The sequence below is a fragment of the Streptomyces xanthophaeus genome (assembly GCF_030440515.1).
GTDB classification, from domain to species: Bacteria; Actinomycetota; Actinomycetes; order Streptomycetales; family Streptomycetaceae; genus Streptomyces; species Streptomyces kutzneri.
The window spans coordinates 1,022,918-1,049,167 of record NZ_CP076543.1; the positions used below are offsets into that span (position 1 = coordinate 1,022,918).

General features: G+C 73.4%; 24 protein-coding genes. 15 read left to right on the forward strand and 9 right to left on the reverse strand.

The window, feature by feature from the left end; genetic code table 11:
• Positions 1 to 48 precede the first annotated feature (48 nt).
• From KO717_RS04480 to KO717_RS04495, 4 genes are all read right to left on the reverse strand, one after another.
• The gene (locus tag KO717_RS04480; RefSeq protein ID WP_301364549.1) at positions 49 to 456 is read right to left on the reverse strand and encodes a thioredoxin family protein; all 408 of its coding nucleotides are present in this window, start codon (positions 454 to 456) and stop codon (positions 49 to 51) included.
• Positions 457 to 548: 92 nt separating this feature from the next.
• The gene (locus tag KO717_RS04485; protein WP_301364550.1) at positions 549 to 1,988 is read right to left on the reverse strand and encodes an aldehyde dehydrogenase family protein; all 1,440 of its coding nucleotides are present in this window, start codon (positions 1,986 to 1,988) and stop codon (positions 549 to 551) included.
• A 154-nt stretch (positions 1,989 to 2,142) separates the two neighbouring features.
• Entirely contained in the window at positions 2,143 to 3,342 is a 1,200-nt protein-coding gene (locus tag KO717_RS04490) for a thiolase family protein (RefSeq protein ID WP_301364551.1), read from the reverse strand.
• A 181-nt stretch (positions 3,343 to 3,523) separates the two neighbouring features.
• Positions 3,524 to 4,579: a LacI family DNA-binding transcriptional regulator gene (locus KO717_RS04495; protein WP_301364552.1), complete on the reverse strand. Its 1,056-nt coding sequence runs from the start codon at positions 4,577 to 4,579 to the stop codon at positions 3,524 to 3,526.
• A 281-nt stretch (positions 4,580 to 4,860) separates the two neighbouring features.
• Here KO717_RS04495 and KO717_RS04500 point away from each other — a divergent pair, with 281 nt between their 5' ends.
• The 8 genes from KO717_RS04500 (at position 4,861) to KO717_RS04535 (ending at position 13,362) form a co-directional block, all read left to right on the forward strand.
• On the forward strand, positions 4,861 to 6,129 hold the full coding sequence (locus KO717_RS04500; RefSeq protein WP_301364553.1) for an MFS transporter: 1,269 nt from the start codon (positions 4,861 to 4,863) through the stop codon (positions 6,127 to 6,129).
• A gap of 110 nt (positions 6,130 to 6,239) precedes the next feature.
• Positions 6,240 to 6,935, forward strand: a complete 696-nt coding sequence (locus tag KO717_RS04505) for an alpha/beta fold hydrolase (RefSeq protein WP_301364554.1) — start codon at positions 6,240 to 6,242, stop codon at positions 6,933 to 6,935.
• A gap of 61 nt (positions 6,936 to 6,996) precedes the next feature.
• Positions 6,997 to 8,403 carry an amidase gene (locus KO717_RS04510; protein WP_301364555.1) on the forward strand — a complete coding sequence of 469 codons (1,407 nt, stop codon included), beginning with the start codon at positions 6,997 to 6,999 and terminating at the stop codon, positions 8,401 to 8,403.
• Positions 8,404 to 8,481: 78 nt separating this feature from the next.
• A complete protein-coding gene (locus KO717_RS04515) occupies positions 8,482 to 9,144 on the forward strand; it encodes an O-methyltransferase (RefSeq protein WP_301364556.1) in 663 nt (220 codons plus the stop codon).
• Positions 9,145 to 9,604: 460 nt separating this feature from the next.
• Complete coding sequence (locus tag KO717_RS04520) at positions 9,605 to 10,687, forward strand: M4 family metallopeptidase (RefSeq protein ID WP_301364557.1); 1,083 nt, start codon at positions 9,605 to 9,607, stop codon at positions 10,685 to 10,687.
• Positions 10,688 to 10,724: 37 nt separating this feature from the next.
• Entirely contained in the window at positions 10,725 to 11,027 is a 303-nt protein-coding gene (locus tag KO717_RS04525) for a protealysin inhibitor emfourin (RefSeq protein ID WP_301364558.1), read from the forward strand.
• A 153-nt stretch (positions 11,028 to 11,180) separates the two neighbouring features.
• Entirely contained in the window at positions 11,181 to 11,642 is a 462-nt protein-coding gene (locus KO717_RS04530; protein ID WP_301364559.1) for a type II toxin-antitoxin system PemK/MazF family toxin, read from the forward strand.
• Between the two features lie 139 nt (positions 11,643 to 11,781).
• Entirely contained in the window at positions 11,782 to 13,362 is a 1,581-nt protein-coding gene (locus tag KO717_RS04535; RefSeq protein ID WP_301364560.1) for an immunity 49 family protein, read from the forward strand.
• A gap of 60 nt (positions 13,363 to 13,422) precedes the next feature.
• On the opposite strand, the gene KO717_RS04540 is transcribed toward KO717_RS04535, so the two are convergent.
• On the reverse strand, positions 13,423 to 14,256 hold the full coding sequence (locus tag KO717_RS04540) for a TIGR02452 family protein (protein ID WP_301364561.1): 834 nt from the start codon (positions 14,254 to 14,256) through the stop codon (positions 13,423 to 13,425).
• A 107-nt stretch (positions 14,257 to 14,363) separates the two neighbouring features.
• On the opposite strand from KO717_RS04540, the gene egtA reads away from it, so the two are divergent.
• The 4 genes from egtA to egtD are packed head-to-tail and all read left to right on the forward strand — an operon-like array spanning position 14,364 to position 18,743.
• Positions 14,364 to 15,677 (forward strand): ergothioneine biosynthesis glutamate--cysteine ligase EgtA, encoded by a 1,314-nt coding sequence (gene egtA / locus KO717_RS04545; RefSeq protein WP_301364562.1) that lies wholly within the window; start codon positions 14,364 to 14,366, stop codon positions 15,675 to 15,677.
• A complete protein-coding gene (egtB, locus tag KO717_RS04550; protein ID WP_301364563.1) occupies positions 15,674 to 17,014 on the forward strand; it encodes an ergothioneine biosynthesis protein EgtB in 1,341 nt (446 codons plus the stop codon). Before egtA ends, egtB begins: the two co-directional genes overlap by 4 nt.
• Positions 17,014 to 17,772: an ergothioneine biosynthesis protein EgtC gene (gene egtC / locus KO717_RS04555; RefSeq protein ID WP_301364564.1), complete on the forward strand. Its 759-nt coding sequence runs from the start codon at positions 17,014 to 17,016 to the stop codon at positions 17,770 to 17,772. The genes egtB and egtC overlap by 1 nt, the downstream gene beginning before the upstream one ends.
• Positions 17,769 to 18,743 carry an L-histidine N(alpha)-methyltransferase gene (gene egtD / locus KO717_RS04560; protein WP_301364565.1) on the forward strand — a complete coding sequence of 325 codons (975 nt, stop codon included), beginning with the start codon at positions 17,769 to 17,771 and terminating at the stop codon, positions 18,741 to 18,743. Before egtC ends, egtD begins: the two co-directional genes overlap by 4 nt.
• Here egtD and KO717_RS04565 read toward each other — a convergent pair.
• From KO717_RS04565 to KO717_RS04575, 3 genes are all read right to left on the reverse strand, one after another.
• On the reverse strand, positions 18,626 to 19,564 hold the full coding sequence (locus tag KO717_RS04565) for a lysophospholipid acyltransferase family protein (protein WP_301364566.1): 939 nt from the start codon (positions 19,562 to 19,564) through the stop codon (positions 18,626 to 18,628). The two genes, egtD and KO717_RS04565, sit on opposite strands and share 118 nt — an antisense overlap.
• Positions 19,561 to 20,412, reverse strand: a complete 852-nt coding sequence (locus tag KO717_RS04570; RefSeq protein ID WP_301364567.1) for a GNAT family N-acetyltransferase — start codon at positions 20,410 to 20,412, stop codon at positions 19,561 to 19,563. The genes KO717_RS04565 and KO717_RS04570 overlap by 4 nt, the downstream gene beginning before the upstream one ends.
• A gap of 166 nt (positions 20,413 to 20,578) precedes the next feature.
• A complete protein-coding gene (locus KO717_RS04575) occupies positions 20,579 to 21,841 on the reverse strand; it encodes an extracellular solute-binding protein (protein WP_301364568.1) in 1,263 nt (420 codons plus the stop codon).
• Between the two features lie 164 nt (positions 21,842 to 22,005).
• Here KO717_RS04575 and KO717_RS04580 point away from each other — a divergent pair, with 164 nt between their 5' ends.
• Positions 22,006 to 22,221: a dodecin gene (locus KO717_RS04580; protein WP_030663252.1), complete on the forward strand. Its 216-nt coding sequence runs from the start codon at positions 22,006 to 22,008 to the stop codon at positions 22,219 to 22,221.
• A 27-nt stretch (positions 22,222 to 22,248) separates the two neighbouring features.
• On the opposite strand, the gene KO717_RS04585 is transcribed toward KO717_RS04580, so the two are convergent.
• On the reverse strand, positions 22,249 to 22,740 hold the full coding sequence (locus KO717_RS04585) for an LNS2 domain-containing protein (RefSeq protein ID WP_301364569.1): 492 nt from the start codon (positions 22,738 to 22,740) through the stop codon (positions 22,249 to 22,251).
• A gap of 56 nt (positions 22,741 to 22,796) precedes the next feature.
• Between KO717_RS04585 and KO717_RS04590 the strand changes: the two genes are divergently transcribed.
• Together KO717_RS04590 and KO717_RS04595 are read left to right on the forward strand one after the other, a co-directional pair.
• Entirely contained in the window at positions 22,797 to 23,786 is a 990-nt protein-coding gene (locus KO717_RS04590; protein ID WP_301364570.1) for an LLM class flavin-dependent oxidoreductase, read from the forward strand.
• A gap of 24 nt (positions 23,787 to 23,810) precedes the next feature.
• On the forward strand, positions 23,811 to 26,243 hold the full coding sequence (locus tag KO717_RS04595) for an excinuclease ABC subunit UvrA (RefSeq protein ID WP_301364571.1): 2,433 nt from the start codon (positions 23,811 to 23,813) through the stop codon (positions 26,241 to 26,243).
• Positions 26,244 to 26,250: the final 7 nt, after the last annotated feature.

A 26,250-nucleotide genomic window follows, 5' to 3' on the forward strand; every position in this document is an offset into this window, starting at 1 on the left:
CGCCCGGGACCGACGCCGATCCGCCGGGCTCGCGGGCCCGGCGAATCCTCAGGCCTCCTGCGTACCGGGGTCCGCGCTGCCCGCGCCCGGGGAGCCCTGCTGCTCCGCGGCGATCTTCGCGCGGACCTCGTCCATGTCGAGGTCCCGGGCCTGGCGGATGAGGTCCGTCAGGGTCGCCTCCGGCAGTGCGCCGGGCTGCGCGAAGATGGCCACCTGGTCCCGGACGATCATCAGCGTCGGGATCGAGGTGATCTGGAAGGCCCCGGCCAGCTCCTGCTGCGCCTCGGTGTCCACCTTGGCGAACACGAGGTCGGGATGGGCCTCGGAGGCCCGCTCGTAGACCGGGGCGAACTGCAGGCACGGCCGGCACCAGCCCGCCCAGAAGTCGATCAGCACGAACGGGTTCTCGCTGACCGTCTGGTCGAAGTTTTCCTTGGTGAGCTCGACTGTAGCCACGGTGTCCAGACCTCCTGTTTGAGCCGTCTGCTCCCTTGAACGAACGGCCTGCCTTCCGCATTCCGCCTCTGCGGGGCGCCGGTGGGACAGCCTTAGAACGGGTGGCCGGCGGGGGTGCTGCGGGCCGTGGTCCAGCGCAGTTCCGTGAAGGCGTCCAGGTTCGCCTCGCCGCCGAAGCGTGCACCGGTGCCGGAGGCCCCGACGCCGCCGAAGGGGGCGACGGCCTCGTCGTTGACCGTCTGGTCGTTGATGTGGGCGATCCCGGTCGGGATCCGCTCGGCCAGGTCGAGCCCGCGCGCCGCGTCCCGGGTCACGATCCCGAGGGAGAGGCCGTACGGGCCCGCCGAAGCCAGCGCCACCGCCTCCTCCTCCGTCGCGAAGGACCGTACGGGCGCCACCGGGCCGAAGACCTCCTCGGTGTAGGCGGGGGTGTCTTCGGCGACGCCCGCCAGGACGGTCGGCCGGTAGAAGAGCTCCCGGTGCGTGCCGCCGGCCACGAGCTTGGCCCCCTGCCCGGTGCTGGCCTCCACCAGGGCGTGGACGCGGTCCAGCTGGGCGCGGTCGATCAGCGGGCCCAGGTGGACCCGCTCGCGGTACGGGTCCCCCACGGCCAGTTCCTCGGCGCGCGCGGCGAGCCGCTCGACGTACTCGTCGTAGAGCGAGGCGTGGACGAGGTGCCGCCCGGCGGTCATGCAGATCTGGCCCTGGTGGAAGAAGGAACCCCAGGAGGCCTGGGCCACTGCGGCCTCGACGTCGGCGTCGCGGAGCACGACGAGGGCGGAGTTCCCGCCCAGCTCCAGGTGCACGCGCTTGAGGTGACGGCCGGCCAGCTCCCCGACGGAGCGGCCCGCGGCGGTGGATCCGGTGAAGGACACCACCCGCACGTGCGGGTCGGCGACCACCGCGGCGCCCGTCCCGGCGCCTCCGGGCAGGACCTGCAGCAGCCCGCCCGGCAGCCCGGCGGCGGCGAAGACCGCGGCGAGGGCGAGGCCGCCGCAGACCGCGGTGCGCCGGTCCGGCTTGAGCAGCACCGCGTTGCCGAGTGCGAGCGCCGGCGCGACCGAGCGGATCGCCAGGATCAGGGGGGCGTTGAAGGGAGCCACGACCCCGACCACCCCGGCCGGTACCCGCCGGGTGAAGGACAGCCGGGGCGCCTCGCTCGGCAGCACCTGCCCCGTGGGGCGCGAGGCCAGCGCAGCGGCCTCGTAGCACTCCTGCGCGGCGACGTGCAGCTCGAAGTCGGCCTTGCCGGGTATCGAGCCGGACTCGCGGACCAGCCACTCCCGCAGCTCGTCGGCGTGCGCGGTGAACAGGTCCCCGGCGCGGCGCAGCACGGCCGCCCGCTCCGGGTGGGCGGCGCGCGCCCAGGCCCGCTGCGCCGCGAGGGCCCGTACGGCGGCCTCCGCCACATCGGCGGGCGCGGCGAGGTCGATGGTGGCGAGGGTGCGGCCGGTGGCGGGTTCGACGACCGGGGCGGGGCCGCCGGTGAGGGTGGGTCCGTCCTGCCAGAGCGTCGGATCGAGGAGCGGCATGGCGCGGGGCCTCCGGGTGGGGATGGGCGGGCGGCGGGGGGCGGCAGCACGCGCCATCGTGCCAGACCGGAGGCTCCACATCTGTTCAGTTATTGGGCAGTTGACGCCGAGCGGTGACCGGAAACGATCGACGCTCGCGTGGCACCGGCCCGGGTCAGCGCTCCAGGACGAGCGCGATGCCCTGCCCGACCCCGATGCACAGGGCCGCCATGCCGGTACCGGAACCGGCCGCCGCCAGCTGGTGCGCGACCGAACCGGCCAGGCGGGCGCCCGAGGCGCCGAGCGGGTGGCCGATCGCGATGGCGCCGCCCCGCGGGTTGACCACGGCCGGGTCGAGCTCCGGCCAGGCCGCGAGGCAGCCCAACGCCTGTGCGGCGAAAGCCTCGTTCAGCTCGAAGGCGGTCAGATCGGCGAACCCGCGGCCGGACTTGGCGAGCGCCCGCTGGACGGCGTCCACCGGCCCCAGGCCGAAGAGCTGGGGCTCGATCCCGGTGACGGCGGACGCGCTGATCCGGGCGAGCGGCTCCCGGCCGGTGGCCGCCAGGCCCTCCTCGTCGGTCAGCAGCAGCGCGGCGGCGCCGTCGTTGAGCGGGGAGGCGTTGCCGGCCGTGACCGTGCCCGTGCCGTCCGTCCGGAAGGCCGGCTTCAGACGGGCCAGCGCCTCGGGCGTGGAACCCTCCCGGATGCACTCGTCCCGCACCAGGTCCACGCCGGCGTACGGGACGACCTCGCCGTCGTACAGCCCGGCGGACCAGGCGGCCGCCGCCTTGCGGTGGCTCTCCAGGGCGAAGGCGTCCTGCGCATCACGGGTGATGCCGTGCTTGTCCGCGACGAGTTCGGCTCCCTCGCCGAGCGAACCGGTCCACTCCTCGGGCATGCGCGGGTTGGTCATGCGCCAGCCCAGGGTGGTGGACCACATCTGCTGGTGCCCGGCCGGGAAGGCCCGCTCGGGCTTCTGCACGACCCAGGGGGCGCGGCTCATCGACTCGACCCCGCCCGCGATGGCGACGGAGGCGTCACCGAGCGCGATCGCGCGGGCGGCCTGGATCACGGCTTCGAGGCCGGACCCGCAGAGCCGGTTGACGGTGACCCCGGGGACGCTCACCGGCAGCCCGGCCAGCAGCACCGCCATGCGGGCCACGTCCCGGTTGTCCTCGCCCGCGCCGTTGGCGTCACCGAAGACGACGTCGTCGATACGGGCCGGATCGAGGTCCGGCGTACGCTCCACCAGCGCGCGCACGACGTGCGCGGCCAGGTCGTCCGGCCGGACCCCGGCGAGGGCGCCGCCGAACTTGCCGATCGGAGTGCGGACGGCGTCGACGACGTACACGTCGCGGACGGTGCGGATGCTCATGGGGTCTCTCCTGGGCGGATCCGTACGGGCGGTGGCGCGTCGGTGCCGGTGTGGACACCGGGGCACGCCGCCGGGCACGCCCGGTGGGGCGCGCCCGCAGTCTCCGTCCGCACGTCACCGCCTGTCAACGGCTCCCCGGACCCAGGGGGTGGCTTGCCGGTCAGGCCGGGACCGGGCACCGTCAGGTCGACTCCCTCGGGACGGCGGTGGCCGCCATCAGGTCGTGCCGCTCGGTGACCTCCGACGGCTCGCGCACCGCGTGGTCCACCAGCGAGGCCAGATCGGCACCGGTCGGCATCTCCAGGCGCACGGTGCTCAGCCGCGGCCGCAGCAGCCGGCCGATCAGCAGGTCGTCGGCGCCGATGACGGCGACGTCCTCGGGGACGCGCAGCCCCTCGTCCTGGAGGGCCCGCATCAGCAGCATCGCGTACTCGTCGTTGTACGCGAACGCCGCGTCCAGCCCGAGCCCGCGCCAGCGGGCCGCGAGGGCCGCGGCCGATTCCTCGGAGTAGGCCATCGGCAGGGCCGTGACCTCCGCCCCCGCCACCGACCGGGCGCCCGTGAGCCGGGGCACGGAGAACAGCTCCAGGCCCTCCTCCTCCGGAACGACCACACCGATCCGCCCGCGTCCGCGCTCCACGAGATGGGCGGCGGCCCGGACCCCGACCTCCTGCTGGTCCATGACGAGCGCGTGCGCCCCGGGCACACCGACGGGCCCCATCGTGATCACCGCGCGGGCCCCGGCCCGCTTGAGGGTGGCGACGTTGCGTGCCGAGAGGGTGATCTCGCCGAGGGAGATCACGGCCACCGGACGCAGTTCCGCCCAGGCCCGCACGGCCTCGTCGCCGGTCAGTCCGAGGCTCCCGTACTGCACCACCGTGTAGTCGAGGCGGCGCAGCGCCCACTGGAGCTCGTTGAGGAAGGTGCTGTAGAGCGGCCCGACCGGCACGTGGGAGGTGGGCAGCAGCACGATCCTGGTGTGTCCGGCGCGCAGGCTGCGGGCGGCGGCGTGCGGGACGTACCCGAGCTCCTCGGCGGCCTCGCGGACCTTGCGGCGGGTCGGTTCGCTGATGCGGACGGCTTCCGCGTTGTTCAGCACGTACGAGACCGTCGCGCGCGAGACACCGGCGAGGCGGGCCACGTCGGCGCTCGTCGGAACGGGGGGCGGCGGCGGGGTGGCCGGTCCGGAGGCCGGTACGGCCGGTGTCGGCTTCGGCGATTTCGATGACTGAGACATTGCCGTGGCATCTTTCCAGACCGATCACGCCCGAGGGCTGGCGGATGGCCGGAAACGAATGCTACACAGTGGTTACACGAGTCATTGACACGTGTAACCGCGGCGTCACATCCCTCTACGACCGATGTGCCGACGCCGTGCCCCGCCGTGCCGCCGCCCTGCCGCGCTCCGTCGCACCCCCGCCGTCGCGACAGGGCGGCGCGCACCCCTCCGCGCCCCAGCCCGCACGTCCCTCTTCCCTCATCCGCCCGCATCCGCCCGCATCCGCCCAGGAGGGCACCGTGGCCCTTTCCTCCCCCGGCACCGGCTCCGCCGCCGCCACCACCGACGCGTCCCCCGGACCCGGCCCCGGACCGGGCCCGGCACGGCGCGGCCTGCTGCCCCTGCTGCTCGTCGGCAACAGCGCCATGTACGCGCTCTACATCGGCGTGGCCGGCGTCCTGCTCGCGCTCCAGGTCGAGGACATCGATCCGGCGGACAAGGTGGCGAACTTCGGCCTGATCGCGGGGGTCTCGGCGATCTTCGCCACGGTCTTCAACCCCGTCGCAGGCGCCCTGTCCGACCGCAGCGGGCGGCGCAATCCATGGATCCTCGGCGGTGGACTCGCCGCCGTGCCCGCGATGTTCCTGCTGGGCCTCGCCGACACGATCCTGCTGATCACGATCGCCTGGTGCCTCGGGCAGGCCGTCATGAACGTCTACCAGGCGGCCCTCACCTCCGTGGTCCCCGACCGGGTCCCCATGGACGCCCGCGGCAGGGCCTCCGCGGCCGTGGGCCTCGGCCTGCCCTTCGGCTCCACGCTCGGCGCGCTCGTCGGCGCGGCCTTCTCCGAGGACTACCGCACCGGATACCTCGTCTTCGGCGCCCTCGTCGCGGGCGCCGCGGTGCTCTTCACCGCCTGCGGCCGCGAGCAGCGGCTCCCGGCCCGCGCCCCGATGCCCGTCAAGGAGCAGCTCGCCGCCTTCACGGGCGCGCTGCGCGACCACGACTTCCGGTGGGCCTTCATCGGGCGGGCACTGCTCGTCCTCGGCTACTTCGCCGTGAGCGGCTACCAGCTCTACATCCTGCAGGACCACACCGTGCTGCCCGACGGCATGAAGCCGGAGGCCGCGGTGGCGGTGCTGATGCCGCTGACCAGTGTGGCGATGGTCGTCTCCACGGTCCTCGGCGGATACCTGTCGGACCGGTTCGACCGCCGCAAGCTCTTCGTCGGCGCTTCCGCGCTGCTGTCCGCCGTCGCACTCGTCATCCCGGCCGTGTCGGCCGGCTGGACCGCCATGCTGTGCTTCGCCGTGGTCAACGGGCTGGCGTTCGGGTGCTACATGGCCGTGGACACCGCCCTGGTGACCATGGTGCTGCCCAAGGCCGAGGACGCCGCGCGCGACATGGGCGTACTCAACATCGCCAACGCCGGCCCGCAGATCATCGCGCCGTTCGTCGCCTCGGTGGTCGTCTCCGTCAGCGGCGGGTACACCGCGCTGTTCGTCGTCGCGGCCGTGCTGGCGGTGGCGGGGGCCCTGGCCGTGAAGCCGATCCGCAGCGTGCGCTGACGCGCCGGCCCCCTGCCGCGCCGAGCGGCACGCCGCACCGGCGGCCCGCGTCCTCCGCACCTTCCGCACGTCCCACCCCGTCCGAAATTCACCACCGAGAAAGGCACATCGTGCACCTGCACACCCACACCTGGGGCGAGGGCGACCGCGTCGCCCTCCTGATCCACGGCATCATGGCCGACCACCGCACCTGGCGCCGGGTCGGCCCCGCACTCGCCGACCACGGATACCGCGTCATCGCCGTGGACCTGCGGGGTCACGGCGCCAGCGGCCGCGGCGAGTACAGCCCCGCGCTCTTCGCGGACGACGTGGTCGAGACGCTCCCGGCCGGCGCCGAACTCGCCATCGGCCACTCCCTCGGCGGCCTGACCCTGTCGCTCGCCGTGGACCGGCTGCGACCCGCCCGGGCCGTGTTCTCCGACCCCGCGTTCCACCTGGCCGCCCCGGCCGAGGGCTTCGGCCCCGAGGTGCTCGCGCAGTTCAAGACGGCGACCAGGGAGCAGATACGGGCGATGAGCCCGCGCTGGGAGGAGGTGGACGTCGACATCGAGCTGGAGACCCTGGCGGTCTGGGACGAGCGGACCGCGTTGAGCCTCGCGCCGCTGGCCGGCGCCGACCTGATGCCGCCCGCACCGGTGGTCCCCTCCCTCGTGCAGCTCGCCGATCCGAGCGTCCTCATCGACGATGAGCGGACGCAGCTGCTCAAGAGCCGCGGGTTCGAGGTGCGTTCGGTCGCCGGGGCGGGACACACCATCCACCGGGACGACTTCGACGGGTTCATGGCCTCCCTGGAAGGCTGGCTCTAGAACTACCCGGCCACTCCCCATTACCGTCTCCCTACCGACCGGTAATGGGGAGTGGTACGCGATGTCCGATTCAGCTGTTCCGACGGCCTCCGGCCTGGTCGACATGGTCGGCGCCCTCGCCGAAGGGACCGTGTCGGCGCGGCGGTTGACCGAGGAGGCACTGCGCCGGATCGCCGCGGCCCAGCCGGAGCTCAACGCCTTCCGGACCGTACGCGCCGAGGCCGCGCTCGCCGAGGCGGACGCGGCGGACCGGCGGCTGGCCGCGGGCGAGCGGCTGCCGCTGCTGGGCGTACCGCTGGCGGTCAAGGACGACATGGACGTGACCGGGGAGCCGACCGCCTTCGGCTGCGCGGGGGCCTTCGCCCCGAAGACCGCCGACAGCGAGGCGGTACGAAGGCTGCGCGCCGCCGGCGCCGTGATCGTCGGCAAGACCCAGACGCCGGAGTTGGGGCAGTGGCCCTTCACCGAGGGCGAGGCCTTCGGCGAGACCCGCAACCCGTGGAACCCGGCCTACACGCCCGGCGGTTCCTCGGGCGGTTCGGCGGCCGCCGTGGCGGCGGGCCTGGTCCCGGCCGCCCTGGGCTCGGACGGGGCCGGCTCGGTCCGGATCCCCGCGGCCTGGACCCATCTGGTGGGGGTGAAGCCCCAGCGCGGCCGCATCTCCACCTGGCCGGAGCCGGAATCCTTCCACGGGCTCACGGTCAACGGCGTGCTGGCCCGCACCGTCGCCGACGCGGCGCTCCTGCTGGACGCCGCGAGCGGCCCGCACCCCGAGGACCTGCACCGCCCGGCACGGATCTCCGCCGTCGAGGCGACCCGGCGCACGCCCCGCCGGCTGCGGATCGCCCTCTCCTTCGCGATGGCCTTCACGGCGACACCCAAGCAGCTGGACCCGGAGGTCCGTTCCGCCGTGGAACGGCTGGCCGCGCGGCTGGAGTCGCTGGGCCACGAGGTGATCCCGGAGGACCCGCGCTACGGCCCGATCGGCCTGACCTTCGTACCCCGCGCGACCAGCGGCGTACGGGACTGGGTAGCGCGGGTTCCCGATCCCGCGCTGCTGGACCCGCGCACGCACGAGGCCGTACGGACGGGCCGCGTCCTGGGCGGGCTCGCCCTGCGGGCCTCCCGCCGGGCGGAGACGGCCCTGCGCAGGCGGGTCGGCGAGGTCTTCGACCGCTTCGACGTGGTGCTGACGCCGACGACGGCCACCCCGCCCCTGCGGATCGGGGCCCTGGCCGGGCTGGGGGCCATGGCCACGGACCGGGCGATGATCGCGGCCTGCCCGTACGCCTGGACGTGGAACGTGCTGGGCTGGCCGGGGGTGAACATCCCGGCAGGTCTCACGGCCGACGGACTGCCGATGGGAGCCCAGCTGCTGGGCCCGGCCGACTCGGAGCCGCTGCTGCTGGGGCTGGCCGCGCAGGTGGAGGCGGCGGAGGGCTGGGCGGCGGTGCGGCCGGGCCGCTAGGGGGCGAGCCCCTCCCCTCATGTAGGTTCCCATGAGGAACTATCAAGCGCCACATCGCCGGAAGGGGCGACGCGACCCATGACTCAGCAGACATGGACGGCCGTTGACAACTACTTCGACGGACTCCTGGTCCAGGAGGACGAGGCGCTGGTCGCCGCGGCCGCCTCCACCGAGACCGCCGGCCTGCCCGCCCACCAGGTGGCCCCCAACCAGGGCAAGCTGCTGAACCTCCTCGCCCGCGTCCGCGGCGCCCGCCGCATCCTGGAGATCGGCACCCTGGGCGGCTACAGCACCATCTGGCTGGCCCGCGCCCTCCCGGCCGGCGGCCGGCTGGTCACGCTGGAGGTCGACGAGCGGTGCGCCGACGTCGCGGCCGCCAACGTCGCCCGGGCCGGACTGGACCACGTCGTCGAGATCCGGCGCGGCCGCGCCGTCGACCTGCTGCCCGCGCTCACCGGCGAAGAGCCGTTCGACCTGGTCTTCATCGACGCCGACAAGCCGTCCAACCCCGAGTACCTGGAGTGGGCCCTCAAGCTCACCCGGCCCGGCAGCGTCATCATCGGCGACAACGTCGTCCGCGACGGCGCCGTCGTCGACCCGGACAGCTCCGACCCCCGTGTGCAGGGCGTCCGCCGGTTCACCGAACTCATCGCCGAGCACGCGCAGTTGTCCGCCACCGCCCTGCAGACCGTCGGCAGCAAGGGCTACGACGGGCTCATCCTGGCCCTGGTCACCGACTGACCCACGGCGCCGGCGCGGGCCCTTTCCGCGCGAGCGGGGGACATCCGGGGGACACCGGGCCGCCTGGCGTCCTCTGCTCGCGCTGCGTTTGCCAGCCGCTACGGGCGGCCGGAGACTGGTGGTATCAGCGTGGCCCCGCCTCTGCAAACGGGGTTGGCCGGCGCCAACGCTTCTCCCGGTACTGCCACACCTAGTGGGCACCTGCCGTTCTGTCTGCGAGACCTTCCCGGAGGTCCCGTGGCAACGCTGCGTCCGGCCACGTTGAACGTCGCGCATCTTCCTCGTGTTGATGAATGCCGAACCGTCGGCTCTCTCACTCAGGAGGTACCCCATGAGGAGAACACGCCCGATCAACTGCATCATTCCCCCGTACATTCTCGACAGGCTCGTGGAGAGCAAAGACAAGGACGTGCAAAAAGCCGCCCTGAACACCCTGTTGACCACTGCTCGCCTGCGGGGTGTGCGCTCGGCCCGAGTGACCTTCCCCGGCGCTGCCGCCCCGGGCAACGCCCGACGCACCGTCTTCGACTGCGAGCACTCGGAATTCCTCCAGACCGCTGCCCTGGCTCGGACGGAAGACGGACCGGAGTCCCCGGACAAGTCGGTCAACCAGGCCTTCGAAGCGCTCGGACTGACGCGCGATTTCTACAAGGAGGCGTTCCAGCGCAATTCCATCGATGACCGGGGAATGCGTCTGGACGGATTCGTCCACTTCGGCGAGAAGGTCGGTAACGCCTTCTGGGACGGGCGGCGGATGCTCTTCGGCGACGGGGACGGAACAGAATTCGGCGACCTCACCAGATCCCTCGAAGTGATCGCCCACGAGTTGACGCACGGAGTCACCGATCACACCTCGGCATTCGAATACCACAAGCAGTCCGGGGCCCTGAACGAGTCGATGTCGGACGTCTTCGGGTCGCTGGTCAAGCAGTGGAACAAGAAGGAGACGGCCGAGGAGGCCGACTGGCTGATCGGAGCCGACGTCTGGACCCCGGGAATCGAAGGAGACGCCCTGCGGTCGATGAAGGCCCCGGGGACGGCATTCAACCACCCGCTGGTCGGAAAGGACCCCCAGCCCGACCGTATGAGCAAATTCGTCCACATGCCCGACACCCGAGCCGGGGACAACGGTGCGGTGCACTACAACTCCGGCATTCCGAACAAGGCCTTCTACCTGACGGCCGTGGGCATCGGCGGATTCGCCTGGGAGGCTGCCGGGACCCTCTGGTACGAGTCGCTCAAGGCGTCCACCGCCCAGGACCAGTTCCAGGACTTCGCGGACACCACCTTCCTGAAGGCCGGGGAATTGTTCGGCGTCGGCAGCCCCGAGCAGTCGGCTGTGCTGGCGGCGTGGCAGGAGGTCGAAATCCAGGTCAGAAGTGTCCCCATCGGGCTCGCCCGGGCACGGAGCTACGCGACCAACGGGCGCGGTGGCCTGGGCCGGCAAGACGGCCAGGTGGCCCTGACCAAGCAGATCAGGGACCTGAGCGACAAGGTGGCGGCGCTCGCCAGGGAGGTGGCCGCGCTGAAGGGCGACGGGTGACCACCGGAAATCGTCGCCGATCGGGAGGTTGCGCCCGGTGAAGGTGACCCTGGAGACATACGGCGGGCTGGCGGCGGCCGCCGACTTCCGCCGCCGGCCACAGGTGCTGGACACGGTCGACCTGCCCGAGAGTCCCGCGACGGAGCTGGCACGGCTGGTGGCGGCCGCCGTCGCAATGCCCGCGGAGGCCGACACCGGCCGCGCCAGGGATGCGAGGAGCTACACGATCACGGTGGAGGACGGCGGCCGCTCGACGCTCCTTGAGCAGTCGGACGCCGCCATGACCCCCGCGTTCGCGGCCTTGCTCACGTGGCTCCGGAGACACTTCGAGGGGCAGTGACCTGCGAGGGGGCGGGCTGCCTCACCCTCTCGCGAGGCTCTGCGGGCGCACCGCCTGCACGCGCGGGAGCCCCGGGCGAGACCTGGCGGGCGGGCTCCGACCCGCCGGGCCGAGCGGTGCGACCGGACCTCGAAGCCTAGTAATCTCCGCGAAATGACGGCACTTTCCCACAGCAACGGCGACGTCGAGCAGCCCGGCCGCGATGGCGTCACCGCGACCACCGAGGCCGATCCGCACGCCATCGGCCCCGTGCGGACCGAGTACGCCCCGGACCCCGACGGCGATCCCGACCCCGGCGAGATCGTGTGGACCTGGGTCCCCTTCGAGGAGAACGACGGGCGCGGCAAGGACCGTCCCGTGCTGGTCGTGGCCCGGGAGGCGGGCGGGCGGACCCTGCTCGCCGTACAGCTGTCCAGCAAGCGGCACGACCACGACCGGGAGTGGGTGCCGATCGGGACGGGTCCGTGGGACAGCGCCGGGCGCGAGTCCTGGGTGGACGTGGACCGGGTGCTGCGGGTGCACGAGTCGGGGATGCGCCGTGAGGCCTGCGCGCTCGACCGCGGCCGCTTCGACCTGGTCGTGGAGCGGCTGCGCGAGCGCTACGGCTGGCAGTGACGCACGCGGGCCGGGCGGTGGTCGCGGCCGTGCCCGCGGCCACCGTCCGGGACCGGCCCCGGCTCCCGTGTCCCTGGCCCGGACGGTCCTGGTGATCTCCTAGGGTGAGGCCCGTAGGCGGACACAGGGAGTAGCGGGCATGCGAATAGAACGACACAGGGTGAGCGAGGCCGCCCTGGCAGCGGTACGCGAGGACTTCGCGAACAAGATGATCTCGGACGTGTACTCCAGGTCCCGGGCCGGTCTGATCGACGCCTACGACTGGTGGGACATCACGCTCCGGTTCCTCGACGGCCTCGGCGCGTACTCGGCGGTGACCCCCGACCTCGACACCCCCGAGGCGAAGGCGATCCTGGGCGACGCGGCCGAAACGGCCGCCGCCACCGTGTCGTTCGCCGCCTACCCGAACGCGTCCTTCCACGTCTTCCTCAACTACGTCAACTTCGGGCGCGACTACGAATCCGGGGCGGGGGGCATCGCCCAGCCGGTCAGCGCCGCGCGCTGGATCGACGCGTTCTGTGTGGCGGTCCTCGCCGACAAGGCCGAACGGCACGGCGAGGCCTTCCACTTCGCCCGTACGGCACCGCAACGGGCCGGCGGGCCCGGGCTCCCGCCGGTGGAGCTGATCAACGGCCTGCTGGCGTACGTCAGCGGGGACATCGGGGTCGAGTACCAGAAGCTCCCGCCCTCCCCGCAGGAGAAGGTCGCCGCGCTGGATGCCGCGCTCGCCCGGATCGCCGACCGGCAGGCCAGGGCCGGAGCCGGGGCCGACAGGACCGGGGCGGCCGACCCCGCGACCGGCGCGCTGCGCGCCCTGCGCGCGCTGGCCGCCCGGGACCGCGAGGCCTTCGCCGCCGAGCTCGCCGCGCTGCTGCTCCCGTACTCCCGCCTGGAGGACCCCCGGGCCGAGCCGCGCAGCCTGCTGCCCCTGCTGCCGCTGGCGCTGGCCGCGCTCGGCTACCGCCGCGAGGGCTGGCAGCCGCCCGTCCAGTCCGGCTACCTGCCGCGGGCACTGGTCACCGGCTTCGAGACCCCGGCGCCGCGGGTGGGGCCGTACGGGCGCGAGCGGCGTGCGGACGCCGTCGCGGCGCTGGCCTCGGGCCCCCTGGTCGTCGAGCGCCCGGAGATGCGGGAGCCTGCGGAGCACGCCGACCACCTCGTGGGCAAGCTGTACGAGGCCACCCGAGCGGGTGGCGCGTCCGCGGACTCCGCCCGCCCGGACGGCCCGGACCGCCCGCTCCGCCCCGGGAGCTGGCACGAGTCCCTGAAGCGCGCCCTGATCACCGGCAGCCGTGCGGAACTCGCCCCGCTGGTCCTCAGCGGCCCCGCCGCGCTGGAGGAGGACCGTTCCGCGTACGCCTCGTACCGGCAGGCCCTGCACGACTACCTGCGGGGCGAGGACCCGGAGCCCGCCACCGACCGGGCCGTCGCCGATGTCGGGCAGACCCGGGAGTGGGGCTTCCTCCCGGCGCCGGCCGTGCTCTTCTCCCAGCTGGTGGAGGGCGACGAGGAGAGCTTCAACCTGGCCCTGGCCGACGCCCTGGAGGCCCACCGGGACTACTACTCGGTGGGCGACCGGCTCTTCGGCTCCGGGGCCGACGCCGCGGTCGGTTTCGAAGTCCTGGCTCTGGCCTGCCACGCCCGTCGCCGGGGCTGGCGGATCCGCGTCTCGTCGCCCTATCTGCCGGAGGTCCTGCTGGGGGCGGCGAACCCGTTCTGAGCGCGGCGGGGCCCGCCGCCCAGCGGTCCAACGGCCACGCGGCCCCGCCGCCCCCGTGTCTCAGGCCGGGAAGACCCGGCCGAAGGCCTCGCGGGTGGTGGGGTCGCGGTCGAGGATGCCGAACACCACGTGCTCGAAGACTCCGGCGAACCGGTCCGCGAGCAGCCCCCGGAAGGCCTCGGCCACCTGCGCCGGGTCGTTCTGGAACACCCCGCAGCCCCAGGCCCCGAGCACCAGCCGCCGGTATCCGTGCAGCGCCGCCACCTCCAGTACGAGCCCGGCCCTGCGTGCAAGCGCCGCCGGGATCTCGGCGGTCCGCTCCGGCTCCTGCCGGCGGATCGTGCCCGCGTTGGGTGCCGGTGAGGTGAGGAAGCCGACCTGGAAGGGGGTCTCCAGCAGATCGCCCCGGTCGTCGCGGAAGACCGGGACCCCGGGCGAGTGAATCACCCGGTCGGTGTAGAAGGTGCTCCGCTCGGCGCGGTGGACCTCGTAGTACTCCGGGGCTTCCAGCAGGGTCTCGTAGAGGGCGGAGGCACGGCACAGCGCCTCCTCCTGGGCCTTGGCCCCGCGGACGTAACCACCCCCCGGGTTACGGGCCGAGGCGAAGTTCAGGACCGCGACAGGAGAGGGGTCCGGGTCGGCCGGGGTGGCGGTCGCGAGCCTTCGGGCGGCGACCGTGCTGCTCTCTCCGGTGACCTCGACGACGGTCGTGCTGCCGCCGGAAGGGATCACTTCATCTGGAATGACCCGGTTTGGTCCATATATCCTGGTTCCGGCCTTGGCTTCCGCCAGGGCGGCGGCCAGCGGAACCTGCCGTCCCGACCGCGTCCGGTACCCCCCGGCCGCCAGGATCTCCGCGTTCTCCCGCGCGATCTCGCGCAATCTGCTGCTCACGCCGCCATCCTCCGCACTGTGATTCCCGGCGGCAAAGGGTTTTGCGTCCCGAGGAGGGGTAGGCACGGGTGATGTCACGACCGACGACAGGAGACGAGGACCCGGTCATGTCCCAGGACCCATCCGCTCCACCACCCGCGCCCGGCCCGACCCCCGTGCCCTCGATCAGCGAGACGCAGGCCGAGGACCTGATCCACGGCATCTGTTTCAAAACCGGCCCGCCCCGCCTGCTCGGCGCCGAGCTCGAATGGCTCGTCCTCGACGCCGAGCGTCCGGAGCAGCCCCTGCCCCCCGAGCGGCTACGGGCCGCGCACACCGCGGCCCGCGCCCTGCCCCTGCACTCCCGGGTGACCGTCGAACCGGGCGGCCAGCTCGAACTCAGCTCGGCCCCCGCCACCTCCCTCAGCGGCTGTGTGGACGACCTGCAGTCCGACCTCACCGCCGTACGCGCCGCCCTCCTGCCCCAGGGCCTGGTCCTGCGCGGCGTAGGCCGCGATCCCCGCCTCCCGTACCGCCGGCTGCTCAGCAGCCCGCGCTACGACGCCATGGAGGCCTACTTCGACCGCACCGGCCCGGCCGGTCGCGCCATGATGTGCGCCTCCGCCTCCGTGCAGGTCTGCGTGGACGCCGGCCACGAGGAGCCGGGCGTACTCGGCCACGGCCGGCGCTGGCGGCTGGCGCACCTGCTGGGTGCGGTCCTGGTGGCCGCCTTCGCCAACTCCCCCGCCGACGAGGGCCCGTACGCCGGCTGGCGCTGTGCCCGCCAGGGGATCTGGAGCGACCTGGACACCCGGCGCTCTCTCGCACCGCCGCTGGACGCGGAACCTCGCACCGCGTGGACCCGGCAGGCCCTGGACACCGAGGTGATGTGTGTCCGGTCGTACGGGGACGACGGCCCGTGGGAGAGCCCGCCCGGCACGACCTTCCGCGACTGGCTGCGCACGGGCGGGCACCCCGCGCTGCGGCCGCCCACCGCCGAGGACCTGGACTACCACCTGACCACGCTCTTCCCGCCGGTCCGGCCGCGCGGCCATCTGGAGCTGCGGATGATCGACGCGCAGTCCGGCGACGACGGCTGGCTGGTCCCGGTGGCCGTCGTGCACGCGCTGTTCGACGATCCGGAGGCCGCCGAGACCGCGTACCGGGTGGCCAAGGGGCTCTCGGACTCCTACGGCACGCACCCCGCGCCCCGCAATCCGCTCTGGCGGTCGGCCGCCCGGGACGCTCTGGCCGATCCGGAGCTGCGGGCGTCCGCGAAGGCCTGTTTCCGGGCCGCCGCCGAGGCCCTGCCCCGGCTCGGCGCGAGCACGCACGTCCGGGACACGGTCGGCGCCTTCACCGAACGCTACGTACTGCGCGGCCGATGTCCGGCCGACGACTGGTCCACACAGGTGCTCACCGGAAAAGAGGCCCGCCGATGACCACCGGATCCCCCTCCTCCGCCCCCTCCTCCCCCTCCTCGTCCTCCGGCTCCCGCCTGCGGGAGCGGGCCGCCGCCGCCCTGACCGCGGCGCGCATACGCACCGCCGGCCTGACCGACGCCGTGACCGACGAGGACCTCACAGCCCAGCATTCCCCGCTCATGTCGCCGCTGGTCTGGGACCTGGCGCACATCGGGAACCAGGAAGAGCTCTGGCTGCTGCAGCGCGTCGCCGGACGCGAGTCGATGCGCCCCGAGATCGAGCCCCTCTACGACGCCTTCCAGCACCCCCGCGCCGAGCGGCCCAAGCTGCCGCTGCTCGGACCCGCGGAGGCCCGCCGGTACGCGGCTGAGGTGCGCGGCCGGGTCTTCGACCTGCTGGAGCGGACGCCGCTGGAGGGCAGCACGCTCCTCGACGACGGTTTCGCCTTCGGGATGATCGCCCAGCACGAGCAGCAGCACGACGAGACCATGCTGATCACCCATCAGCTCCGGCGGGGCGCGCCCGTGCTGACCGCCCCGGAACCGGACGGCCCCTACGATCCGCCGCCCACCGCCGAAGTCCTCGTCCCCGGGGGCCCGTTCACGATGGGCACCTCCGCGGAGCCGTGGTCGCTGGACAACGAACGCCCGGCGCACGTCCGGGACACCGCTCCCTTCTGGATCGACACGGTCCCCGTGACCAATGCCTCGTACCTGGCGTTCATCGCCGACGGCGGCTACCGCGATCCGCGCTGGTGGGCGGCGCCGGGCTGGGAGCAGATCCGCGAGCACTCCATCGAGGCCCCGCTGTTCTGGCACCGGGAGGCCGGCCAGTGGCTGCGCCGCCGCTTCGGGGTGACCGAGCCGGTGCCGGACGAAGAACCGGTTCTGCACGTCAGCTGGTACGAGGCGGACGCGTACGCCCGCTGGGCGGGGCGGCGACTGCCCACGGAGACGGAGTGGGAGAAGGCCGCCCGGCACGACCCGGCGACCGGCCGCTCCACCCGCTACCCGTGGGGCGACGCCGACCCGACCCCCGCACACGCCAACCTCGGGCAGCGGCACCTGCGCCCGGCGCGCGCGGGCAGTTACCCGGCCGGGGCCTCCCCGCTCGGGGTGCGCCAGCTGATCGGCGACGTGTGGGAGTGGACCGCCTCCGATTTCCTGCCGTACCCGGGCTTCCGGGCCTTCCCGTACCGGGAGTACTCGGAGGTGTTCTTCGGCCCGGAGCACAAGGTGCTGCGCGGCGGCTCCTTCGCCGTGGACCCGGTGGCCTGCCGGGGCACCTTCCGCAACTGGGACCTTCCGGTGCGGCGGCAGATCTTCTCCGGCTTCCGGACCGCGAGGGATGTCTGATGTGCCGTCACCTCGCTTATCTGGGACCGGTGGTGGCGCTCGGGGAGCTGCTCAGCGCGCCGGAACACTCGCTGGTGCGCCAGTCCTGGGAGCCGCGCCGCCAGGTGTCCGGGACCGTCAACGCCGACGGCTTCGGCATCGGCTGGTACGCGGAGGGGGACCCGGTGCCCGCCCGCTACCGGCGGTCCGGGCCGATCTGGGGCGACCTGACCTTCGCCGATCTCGCCCGGGTGGTCCGCAGCGGTGCCGTGCTGGCCGCCGTACGGGACGCGACGTCGCCCGGGGCCGACGGGGAGGCGGCCGCCGCGCCGTTCGCGGACGGGCCGTGGCTGTTCAGCCACAACGGCTCGGTGCGCGACTGGCCCGGGTCCGCCGCTCCGCTCGCGGCCGGGCTGCCGCCCGCGGAACTGCTCCGGCTGGCCGCGCGCACGGACTCGGCGCTGGTCTGGGCGCTGGTCCTGCACCGGCTGCGGGCCGGGGACGACCTGGGTACGGCGCTCGCCGAGCCGGTCCGGGAACTGGCTTCGGCAGCTCCCGGCTCCCGGCTGAACCTGCTGCTCACGGACGGCGTCACGATCGCCGCGACGGCCTGGGGCGATTCGCTCTGGTACCTGGCCGACGCGGAGCGGCGGCGCACCGTGGTGGCCTCCGAGCCGTACGACGACGACACCCGGTGGCGCGAAGTGCCCGACCGGACCCTGCTGACCGCCACCCGCACCAGGGTCGAGCTGACCCCGCTCAAGGAGAACTCCCTGTGAACGACTTTCAGTTGACCCGGACGCTCGACGAGCACGCCGCGGAGACGGCGCTGCGTACGGATGTGCTGCACGGGCTGACGCACACACCGAAGGTGCTGCCGCCCAAGTGGTTCTACGACGCGCGGGGCAGCGAGCTCTTCGAGGAGATCACCCGGCTGTCCGAGTACTACCCGACGCGCGCGGAGCGGGAGATCCTGCTGGAGCGGGCGCGGGAGATCGCCACCGAGAGCGGCGCCCGCACCCTGGTGGAGCTGGGCTCCGGGTCCTCGGAGAAGACCCGGCACCTCATCGAGGCGATGCCCGCGCTGGACACGTACGTGCCGGTGGACGTGAGCGAGAGCGCGCTGCGGGGAGCGGCCGAGACCCTGCTGGCGGAGCATCCCGGACTGCGGGTGCACGCGCTGCTGGCCGACTTCACGCGTGCGCTGCAGTTGCCGGACTCCCCCGGGCCCCGGCTGGTGGTGTTCCTGGGCGGCACGATCGGGAATCTGCTGCCGCCGGAGCGGGCGGTGTTCCTGGCGTCCGTACGGGCGATGCTGTCGCCCGGGGACGCGCTGCTGATGGGGACGGACCTGGTGAAGGACGAGGCCGTGCTGGTGGCGGCCTACGACGACGCGCGGGGGGTGACCGCCGAGTTCAACAAGAACGTGCTGGCGGTCATCAACCGGGAACTGGGGGCGGACTTCCACACGGCCGACTTCGCGCACGTGGCGGTGTGGAACAAGGAGCAGGAGTGGATCGAGATGCGGCTGCGGGCCCGGTCGGAACTGGTGGTGAAGATCCGGGCCCTGGATCTGGTGGTGCCGTTCGCGGCGGGTGAGGAGATCCTGACGGAGGTCTCGGCGAAGTTCCGTCAGGAGGGCGTGCGCAAGGAGCTGGCGGCGGCCGGGCTGGAGCTGACCCAGTGGTGGACGGACGCGGCCGGCCGGTTCGCGCTGTCCTTGTCGGTCGCCGACGGCGCGGCCGGCTGAGTCGGTATGCCGGTAAGCAGGGTCGGGGCTGAGGCTCCGAGCACGGCCTGCTGAGCCGCTGCCGCGAGGTCCCGCCGGTGCGCGTACCGGCCCGGCGGGATCCGCGGCAGCAGCCTGACCTCGGCCCGCACCCCGCGGGCCCGGGCGATCCGCCACAGCGAGGCGGTCAGCGGGTCGTCCCCGACGAAGGCGGGCGCCCCGGCCGGGTTCCCGTCGCACCGCAGGTAGGTGAGCCGCAGGGGCTGTACGGGGACCCGCGCGTCCAGGGCCGCCTGGAAGGAAGCCCGGCGGAAGGTGCCCTGGGCCCGCCCGCACCACGTGGAGCCCTCGGGGAAGACGGTGACCCGGTCCCCGGCCAGCAGCGCGCCGGTGATGCTCTCGACGGTGGCGGGCAGGGCGCGGATCCGGTCGCGTTCGATGAACAGGGTGCCGGCCTGTCCGGCGAGGCGCCCGAGCACCGGCCAGGCCCGGATGTCGCTCTTGGCCAGCATCCGGCAGGGCAGGGCTGCGGCCACCAGCGGGATGTCCAGCCAGGAGATGTGGTTGGCGACCAGGAGCCGGCCGCCGCCGGGCCCCGGGCTGCCGTGCACGGTGATCCGTATGCCGAAGGCCCGTACGAGCGCGGCCGACCAGGCCCGTACCACCGTGTGCCGGGGGCCGGCCGGCAGCAGCCGGACCGGCGGGGCGCCCAGGATCCCCAGCAGGATCAGGGCGACGGCGGCGGCGAGTCTGAGCACCGCCCGGGGAACGCTCGCGGTGTCCCCCTCGTGCCCGGCGCAGGCCTCGGGGGTGCAGGGCGAGGTGGGCAGCCAGACGCTCATGCGCCCGGGACGAGCGAGCGGAAGTGCTTCAGGTAGCGCGGGTTGGTCCGGCGCAGGGAGAGCAGTACGTACAGGTCGGCGCAGCCGAACCCGGCGTCGAGGGCGGGCTCGCCGCACACCCAGGCACCGAGGCGGAGGTAGCCGCGCAGCAGCGGGGGCAGCTCCATGCGGTCGGGGAAGGTGATGCCCTCGGGGCTCCAGGGGAGGTGGGGGGTGACCCGGTACTCCTCGGGGGCGAGGCTGCGGGTGAGGGCGGTCTCCCGGGTGGCGGCGGCCAGGACCCCGCCGTCGGCGAGCGGTATCGAGCAGCAGCCGGCGAGCCAGTTGTGCCCGGTGCGGTCCATGTAGTGGGCGAGGCCGGCCCAGATGAGGGCGATGACGGCGCCGTTGCGGTGGTCGGGGTGGACGCAGGAGCGGCCGACCTCGACGAGGTCGGGGCGGATGGGGGCGAGGGCCGAGAGGTCGAATTCCCCTTCGGAGTAGAGGCGGCCGGCGACGGCGGCGCGTTCCGGGGGCAGCAGCCGGTAGGTGCCGACGACCTGCTCGGTCTCCTCGTCGATGACGAGGAGGTGGTCGCAGTACGCGTCGAAGGCGTCGGCGTCGAGGCCGGGCTCGGGCCCGTCCAGACGGGCGCCGAGCTCGCCGGCGAAGACCTGGTGGCGCAGCCGCTGGGCGGCGCGCACCTCGTCCTCGTCGCGGGCGAGGCGGACGGCGTAGCGCGGTCCTTCGGAGGGCGCGCCGGGTGCCGCGGCCCGGTCCCTGACGGGGGCGAGGCGGGTGGCGGGCGCGGGTGAGGGGGCCGGCGCCGAGGCGGGGAGGGGGGACGGGGACAGGGGTGCGATCGTCATGGCGGCTCCTGATCCGGGCACGGATGGCCAGGCCCGCAGGTGTGTGGCCTGGCTCCTTTACTTCTTCCGTGACCGGCTGGATTCGACATGACCGCTCAGCGGCCCTTGGATGTGCGGACGCTGAACTCGGCGGTACCCCCGTCCCGGCGGTGGCCGGGGCACCGGCTCAGCGGTCGGAGCTGAGGACCTTGCCGATCTCCTCGGAGGCGGTCCGGGCGGCCTGCTTGGGGTCCCGGCCGGTGAGCACGGCCGTCATGAAGGGCTTGATCGGGTTCTTCGCCTCGACCTCGGCCCAGCGGGCGGAGGTGGGAGTGGCGCGGCCCTGGGCGGCGCCGGGGGCCATGGCGGCCGCGCCCTCGTTTCCGTCGACGACGTGCGCGAGGGTGGTCTTGTTGGGTACGTAGCTCATCGTGCGGGCGAGTTCGGTCTGCCATTTCTCGCTGACGAGGGCCGTGATCACGTCCACGGCGCCCTTCCGCTGTCCGGTGCGCGCCGGGATGATCAGGTCGGAGCCGCCGGTGAAGACGGCTCCCGGCTTGTCGGAGGTCTTGCCGGGGATCGGGAAGAAGCCGAGCTTGCCCTTCAGGGCGGGGTTGGCCGCCTCGATCTCTGCGGCCTGGCCGGGCGGGGCGATGATCTGGGCGACCTGGCCGCGGGCGAAGACCTGCGACTGCGGGGGCGTCTCCTCGTCGGCGCCCTTGGGTCCGTCGCCGAGGGCCTGGAGCTGCTTGTAGAAGTCCATGCCGGCCAGGGCCTTGTCGTCGTCGAGTGCGCCGACCCACTTGCCGTTGGTCTCGACGGCGAGTTCGCCGCCCTCGTCCCAGATGAAGCCGGCGAGGGCGTACCAGTTCTGGCCCGCGAGGTAGATGCCCTGCTGGTCGCCCTTGTCGAGCTTCTGGGTGGCCTGGATCCACTCCTGGCGGTTCTTGGGCGGGGTCTTGATGCCGGCGCTCGCGAAGAGGTCCTTGTGGTAGATGACCACCCGGTTGGCGGCGTACCAGGGGATTCCGTACTGGGCGCCGTTGATGGTTCCCGGGTCGGCGAGGCCCTTGAGCCAGTCCTTGCTGCCCCACGTGCGCAGGCCTTCGAGGGTGAGCTCTTCGAGGCCGCCGGTCTCGATGTACTTGGCGACCTGGGTGTTGCCGACCTCGATGACGTCGGCGCTCTCCTTGCCCGTGCCGGCGAGGACGGCGTTGACCTTGTCGCCGATGCCGGTCCACTCCTGGATCCTGACGTCCAGGTCGGTGCCGGGGTGTTCCGTCTCGAACTCCGCGGTGAACCTGCCGATGAAGTCCTCCGAGGCGCTGCCCTTCATCAGCCAGAGCGTGACCTTGCGCGACCCTGCGGCCGGGTCGGCCGACCCGCTGCAGCCCGTGAGGGCGGCGGTGGCAGCGAGGGCGGTGCAGACGGCGAGCAAGCGCATCTTCAAGAGGGTCACCTTCTGGGCTCGGTCTCGGATGGCTCGAAATTGGCATAGACCAATAGGCCGGTCAAGGGTCTTTCGCTCGGGACTGTTCGCCCAAAGTTCGCGGACCCGGACTTACTGGGGCACCGTAGAACCAGGCAAAAGCCACCCACTGTCGGGAGACCTCCATGTCCAATCACACGTACCGGGTGACCGAGATCGTCGGCACCTCCCACGAGGGCATCGATCAGGCCATCCGCAACGGGATCGCCCGGGCGGGCCAGACCGTGCGGAACCTGGACTGGTTCGAGGTGGTTCAGGTACGCGGCCACATCGAGAACGGGGAGATCGCCCACTACCAGGTGGGGCTCAAGGTCGGCTTCCGCCTCGAAGGCGAGGACTGAGCCCCCGGGCCCCTCACCTCCGCCGGATCACGTCCGTCCGTCGACCTCCTGGGCGGACTGCATCTCGGGCGCGTCCTCGGCCCAGTCGGCCAGGACCACCCGGAAGCCGGCGGCGCGGGCGGCCTGGACGACGAGCTCGTCGTCGTCGACGAGCATGCGCACCTCCCGGCCCCGGGAGATCCGCCGCAGCACCTCGATCTTCGTCGTGCGGGCCGGCCGCCGGTCCTGGTTGCCGCGCATGAACAGCCGCCCCTCGGGCAGACCGTGCCGGGCGAGCCAGTCGAGCGTGTCCGCGCGGCACCGCTCGGGGCGCCCGGTCAGGTACACCACCTCGCAGTCGGCCGCGCTCTCCACGGCCAGCGCGACCCCGCGCCCGAGCGGCGGATCGGCCGGGGCCGCGGCGAAGAAGCCCGTCCAGTCCCGGGGCCGGCGCTCCAGGAAGTGCTGGCGATGACCGGTGTCCGCCAGGGTGTTGTCGATGTCGAAGACGGCCAGCGGCCGGGACGTGTGCTCACTCATCCCGCCAGCCTAAGAGAGCCGGGGAATCCCCCGGGCCGCCGGACGTTGAGTCCTGTGTGATCCGAAAACTCTCGATACTCGACCGGTCGCGCACCCGCGAGGGCCACCCGGCCCCCGAGGCCCTGCGCGACACCGTGGACCTGGCCCGGACGGCCGAGGAGCTCGGCTACCACCGCTTCTGGGTCTCGGAGCACCACAGCGTGCCCGGTGTCGCGGGCTCGGCGCCGACGGTGCTGGCCGCCGCCGTCGCCGCGGCGACGCACCGGATCCGGGTCGGCACGGGCGGGGTCATGCTGCCCAACCACCAGCCGCTGGTGGTGGCGGAACAGTTCGGGGTCCTGGAGTCTCTGTTCCCCGGCCGGATCGACATGGGCCTCGGGCGTTCGGTCGGCTTCACGGGCGGCATCCGGCGGGCGCTGGGCCGCGACACCGGCGACGCCGACCGCTTCGAGGAACAGCTGACCGAGCTGCTGGGCTGGCTCGACGGCACCCAGCGGGCCCACCCCGAGGTGCACGCCCGCCCCGCCGAAGGACTGCGGATCCCGGCCTACCTCCTGGCCACCGGGGAAGGTGCCGGGATCGCCGCCCGGGCCGGGCTGCCCCTGGTGGTGGGCGACCTGCGGGCCCGCGGCCGATTGAACGAGATCGCCCGGGCGTACCGCAAGGAGTTCCAGCCCTCCGCCCGGGCGGTGGAGCCGTACGTCGTGGTCTCGGGCACGGTGGCGGTCGCCGCCACCGAGGAGGAGGCCCGCCGCATCCTGGTCCCGGAAGCCTGGGCCCTCGCGCACTCCCGCACCCGGGGCAGCTTCCCGCCGCTGCGCCCGGCGGAGGAGATCGAGGCGCTGGAGATGACACCGAAGGAGCGCGAGCTCTACGAGGGCGCCCTCGCCGGGCACGTCCACGGCACGGAGGACCAGGTGGCGGCACAGCTGTCGGAGGTCGCGGAGCAGACCGGCGCGGACGAACTGCTGGTCACCACCTCCACGTACGACCGCACGGCGCTGCTGGACTCCTACGCACGCCTGGCCCGGATCACGGGCCTCTGAAGGCGAGCCTCTAAAATAGGACGAATGCACCAGGCCGCCGGTACCCCCGCCCCTCCCCCCACCTCCCTCGACCCCTACGTACGGGTCCGGGGCGCCCGGGAGCACAATCTGCGCGGCGTCGACGTGGACATCCCGCGCGATGCGCTGACCGTGTTCACCGGGGTCTCCGGCTCCGGGAAGAGCTCGCTCGCCTTCGGCACGCTCTACGCCGAGGCCCAGCGCCGGTACTTCGAGTCCGTGGCCCCGTACGCCCGCCGCCTGATCCACCAGATCGGCGCGCCGAAGGTGGACTCCGTCACCGGGCTGCCGCCGGCCGTCTCGCTGGAGCAGCGGCGCTCCTCCCCCGGCTCGCGCTCCTCCGTCGGCACGGTGACCCTGCTGTCCAACTCCCTGCGGATGCTGTATTCGCGGGCCGGGACCTATCCGCCGGGTGCCGAGCGGCTCGACTCCGACGCCTTCTCGCCCAACACCGCCGCCGGGGCCTGCCCGTCGTGTCACGGGCTCGGCCGGATCCACCGCACCAGCGAGGAACTCCTCGTCCCCGACCCAAGGCTGTCGATCCGTCAGGGTGCGATCGCCGCCTGGCCGGGCGCCTGGCAGGGCAAGAACCTGCGGGACATCCTGGACACGCTCGGCCACGACGTGGACCGGCCCTGGCGGGAACTGCCGGCGAAGGACCGCGAGTGGATCCTGTTCACCGAGGAGCAGCCGGTGGTGACCGTGCACCCGGTGCGGGAGGCCGAGCGGATCCAGCGGCCCTACCAGGGCACGTACATGAGCGCCCACCGGTACGTCATGCGGACCTTCGCCGACAGCAAGAGCGCCACCCTGCGGGCCCGCGCCGAGAAGTTCCTCGCCGACTCACCGTGTCCGGTGTGCGAGGGGCGGCGGCTGCGGCCGGAGGCCCTCGCCGTCACCTTCGCCGGGCGGACCATCGCGGAGCTCGCGGCCCTCGCGCTGACCGACCTGGACGGCGTACTGGCCTCCGCGCCCCTGGACGGGGAGGCGGCGCGGGTGCTCGCCGAGGACCTGCGCTCCCGGATCGGGCCCGTCACGGAGCTGGGGCTGGGCTATCTGAGCCTGGACCGGACCGCGCCGACCCTGTCGGCGGGCGAGCTGCAGCGGCTGCGGCTGGCGACGCAGCTGCGCTCGGGGCTGTTCGGGGTCGTGTACGTGCTGGACGAACCGTCGGCGGGGCTGCACCCGGCGGACACCGAGGCACTGCTCGGGGTGCTGGACCGGCTGAAGGAGGCCGGGAACACGGTCTTCGTCGTGGAACACCATCTCGATGTGGTGCGGCACGCGGACTGGCTGGTGGACGTGGGCCCGCTGGCCGGGGAGCACGGCGGGCAGGTGCTCCACAGCGGGCCGCCGCAGGACCTGGCCGGGGTGGCGGGGTCGGCGACGGCCCGGCACCTGTTCGCGGCGCGGGAGCCCGCCGCGGCCCCCCGGCAGGTGCGCGGGGCGACCGGGGCGGTGCGGCTGACCGGTGTGGACCGGCACAACCTGCGGGAACTGGAGGCGGAGTTCCCCCTCGGAGTGTTCACGGCCGTCACCGGAGTGTCGGGGTCGGGCAAATCCACGCTGGTGGGCCAGGTACTGGCCGGGGAGGTCCGCGAGCGGCTCGCGGAGGCGGACTTCCCCGTACGGCGGCTGGTGGAGGTGGACCAGAAGCCGATCGGCCGGACGCCTCGGTCCAACCTGGCCACATACACCGGGCTGTTCGACGTGGTGCGCAAGCTCTTCACGGCGGCCCCCGAGGCGCGGGCGCGCGGCTGGAAAGCAGGCCGGTTCTCCTTCAACGTGCCTGGGGGCCGCTGCGAGACCTGCCAGGGCGAGGGTTTCGTCTCGGTGGAGCTGCTGTTCCTGCCGAGTACGTACGCCCCGTGCCCCGCATGCGCGGGGGCCCGGTACAACGCCGAGACCCTGGAGGTCCGGTACGAGGGCCTGGACATCGCGGAGGTACTGGGCCTGACGGTGGAGTCGGCGGCCGCCTTCTTCGCGGAGGTTCCGGCGGCGGCGCGCAGCCTGCGGGCGCTGGAGGAGATCGGGCTGGGCTACCTGCGGCTGGGGCAGCCGGCCACCGAGCTTTCGGGCGGCGAGGCGCAGCGGATCAAGCTGGCGACCGAGCTGCAGCGGCTGCGCCGGGACCACACGCTGTACCTGCTGGACGAGCCGACGACCGGGCTGCATCCGGCCGATGTGCGGGTGCTGCTGCGGCAGTTGCACGGGCTGGTGGACGCGGGGCACTCGGTGGTGGTCGTGGAGCACGACATGGAGGTGGTGGCGGGCGCGGACTGGGTGATCGACCTCGGTCCGGGCGGCGGCACGGCGGGCGGCCGGGTGGTCGCCGCGGGTACGCCGTCGGAGGTGGCTTCCGCGACGGGCAGCCGTACGGCTCCGTACCTGGCGCGGGCCCTCGGGTCCGGCAGGGACGGGGAGCCGGGGCGGGCATAGGCTGCCG

What these genes read in the sequence shown, in the direction of transcription:
- KO717_RS04485 (WP_301364550.1), bottom strand. Translation starts at nt 1,988, where the DNA reads ATGCCGCTCCTCGATCCGACGCTCTGGCAGGACGGACCCACCCTCACC.
- KO717_RS04490 (WP_301364551.1), bottom strand. Translation starts at nt 3,342, where the DNA reads ATGAGCATCCGCACCGTCCGCGACGTGTACGTCGTCGACGCCGTCCGC.
- KO717_RS04495 (WP_301364552.1), bottom strand. Translation starts at nt 4,579, where the DNA reads ATGTCTCAGTCATCGAAATCGCCGAAGCCGACACCGGCCGTACCGGCC.
- KO717_RS04510 (WP_301364555.1), top strand. Translation starts at nt 6,997, where the DNA reads ATGTCCGATTCAGCTGTTCCGACGGCCTCCGGCCTGGTCGACATGGTC.
- KO717_RS04515 (WP_301364556.1), top strand. Translation starts at nt 8,482, where the DNA reads ATGACTCAGCAGACATGGACGGCCGTTGACAACTACTTCGACGGACTC.
- KO717_RS04530 (WP_301364559.1), top strand. Translation starts at nt 11,181, where the DNA reads ATGACGGCACTTTCCCACAGCAACGGCGACGTCGAGCAGCCCGGCCGC.
- KO717_RS04535 (WP_301364560.1), top strand. Translation starts at nt 11,782, where the DNA reads ATGCGAATAGAACGACACAGGGTGAGCGAGGCCGCCCTGGCAGCGGTA.
- egtA (WP_301364562.1), top strand. Translation starts at nt 14,364, where the DNA reads ATGTCCCAGGACCCATCCGCTCCACCACCCGCGCCCGGCCCGACCCCC.
- egtB (WP_301364563.1), top strand. Translation starts at nt 15,674, where the DNA reads ATGACCACCGGATCCCCCTCCTCCGCCCCCTCCTCCCCCTCCTCGTCC.
- egtC (WP_301364564.1), top strand. Translation starts at nt 17,014, where the DNA reads ATGTGCCGTCACCTCGCTTATCTGGGACCGGTGGTGGCGCTCGGGGAG.
- KO717_RS04565 (WP_301364566.1), bottom strand. Translation starts at nt 19,564, where the DNA reads ATGAGCGTCTGGCTGCCCACCTCGCCCTGCACCCCCGAGGCCTGCGCC.
- KO717_RS04570 (WP_301364567.1), bottom strand. Translation starts at nt 20,412, where the DNA reads ATGACGATCGCACCCCTGTCCCCGTCCCCCCTCCCCGCCTCGGCGCCG.
- KO717_RS04580 (WP_030663252.1), top strand. Translation starts at nt 22,006, where the DNA reads ATGTCCAATCACACGTACCGGGTGACCGAGATCGTCGGCACCTCCCAC.
- KO717_RS04585 (WP_301364569.1), bottom strand. Translation starts at nt 22,740, where the DNA reads ATGAGTGAGCACACGTCCCGGCCGCTGGCCGTCTTCGACATCGACAAC.
- KO717_RS04595 (WP_301364571.1), top strand. Translation starts at nt 23,811, where the DNA reads ATGCACCAGGCCGCCGGTACCCCCGCCCCTCCCCCCACCTCCCTCGAC.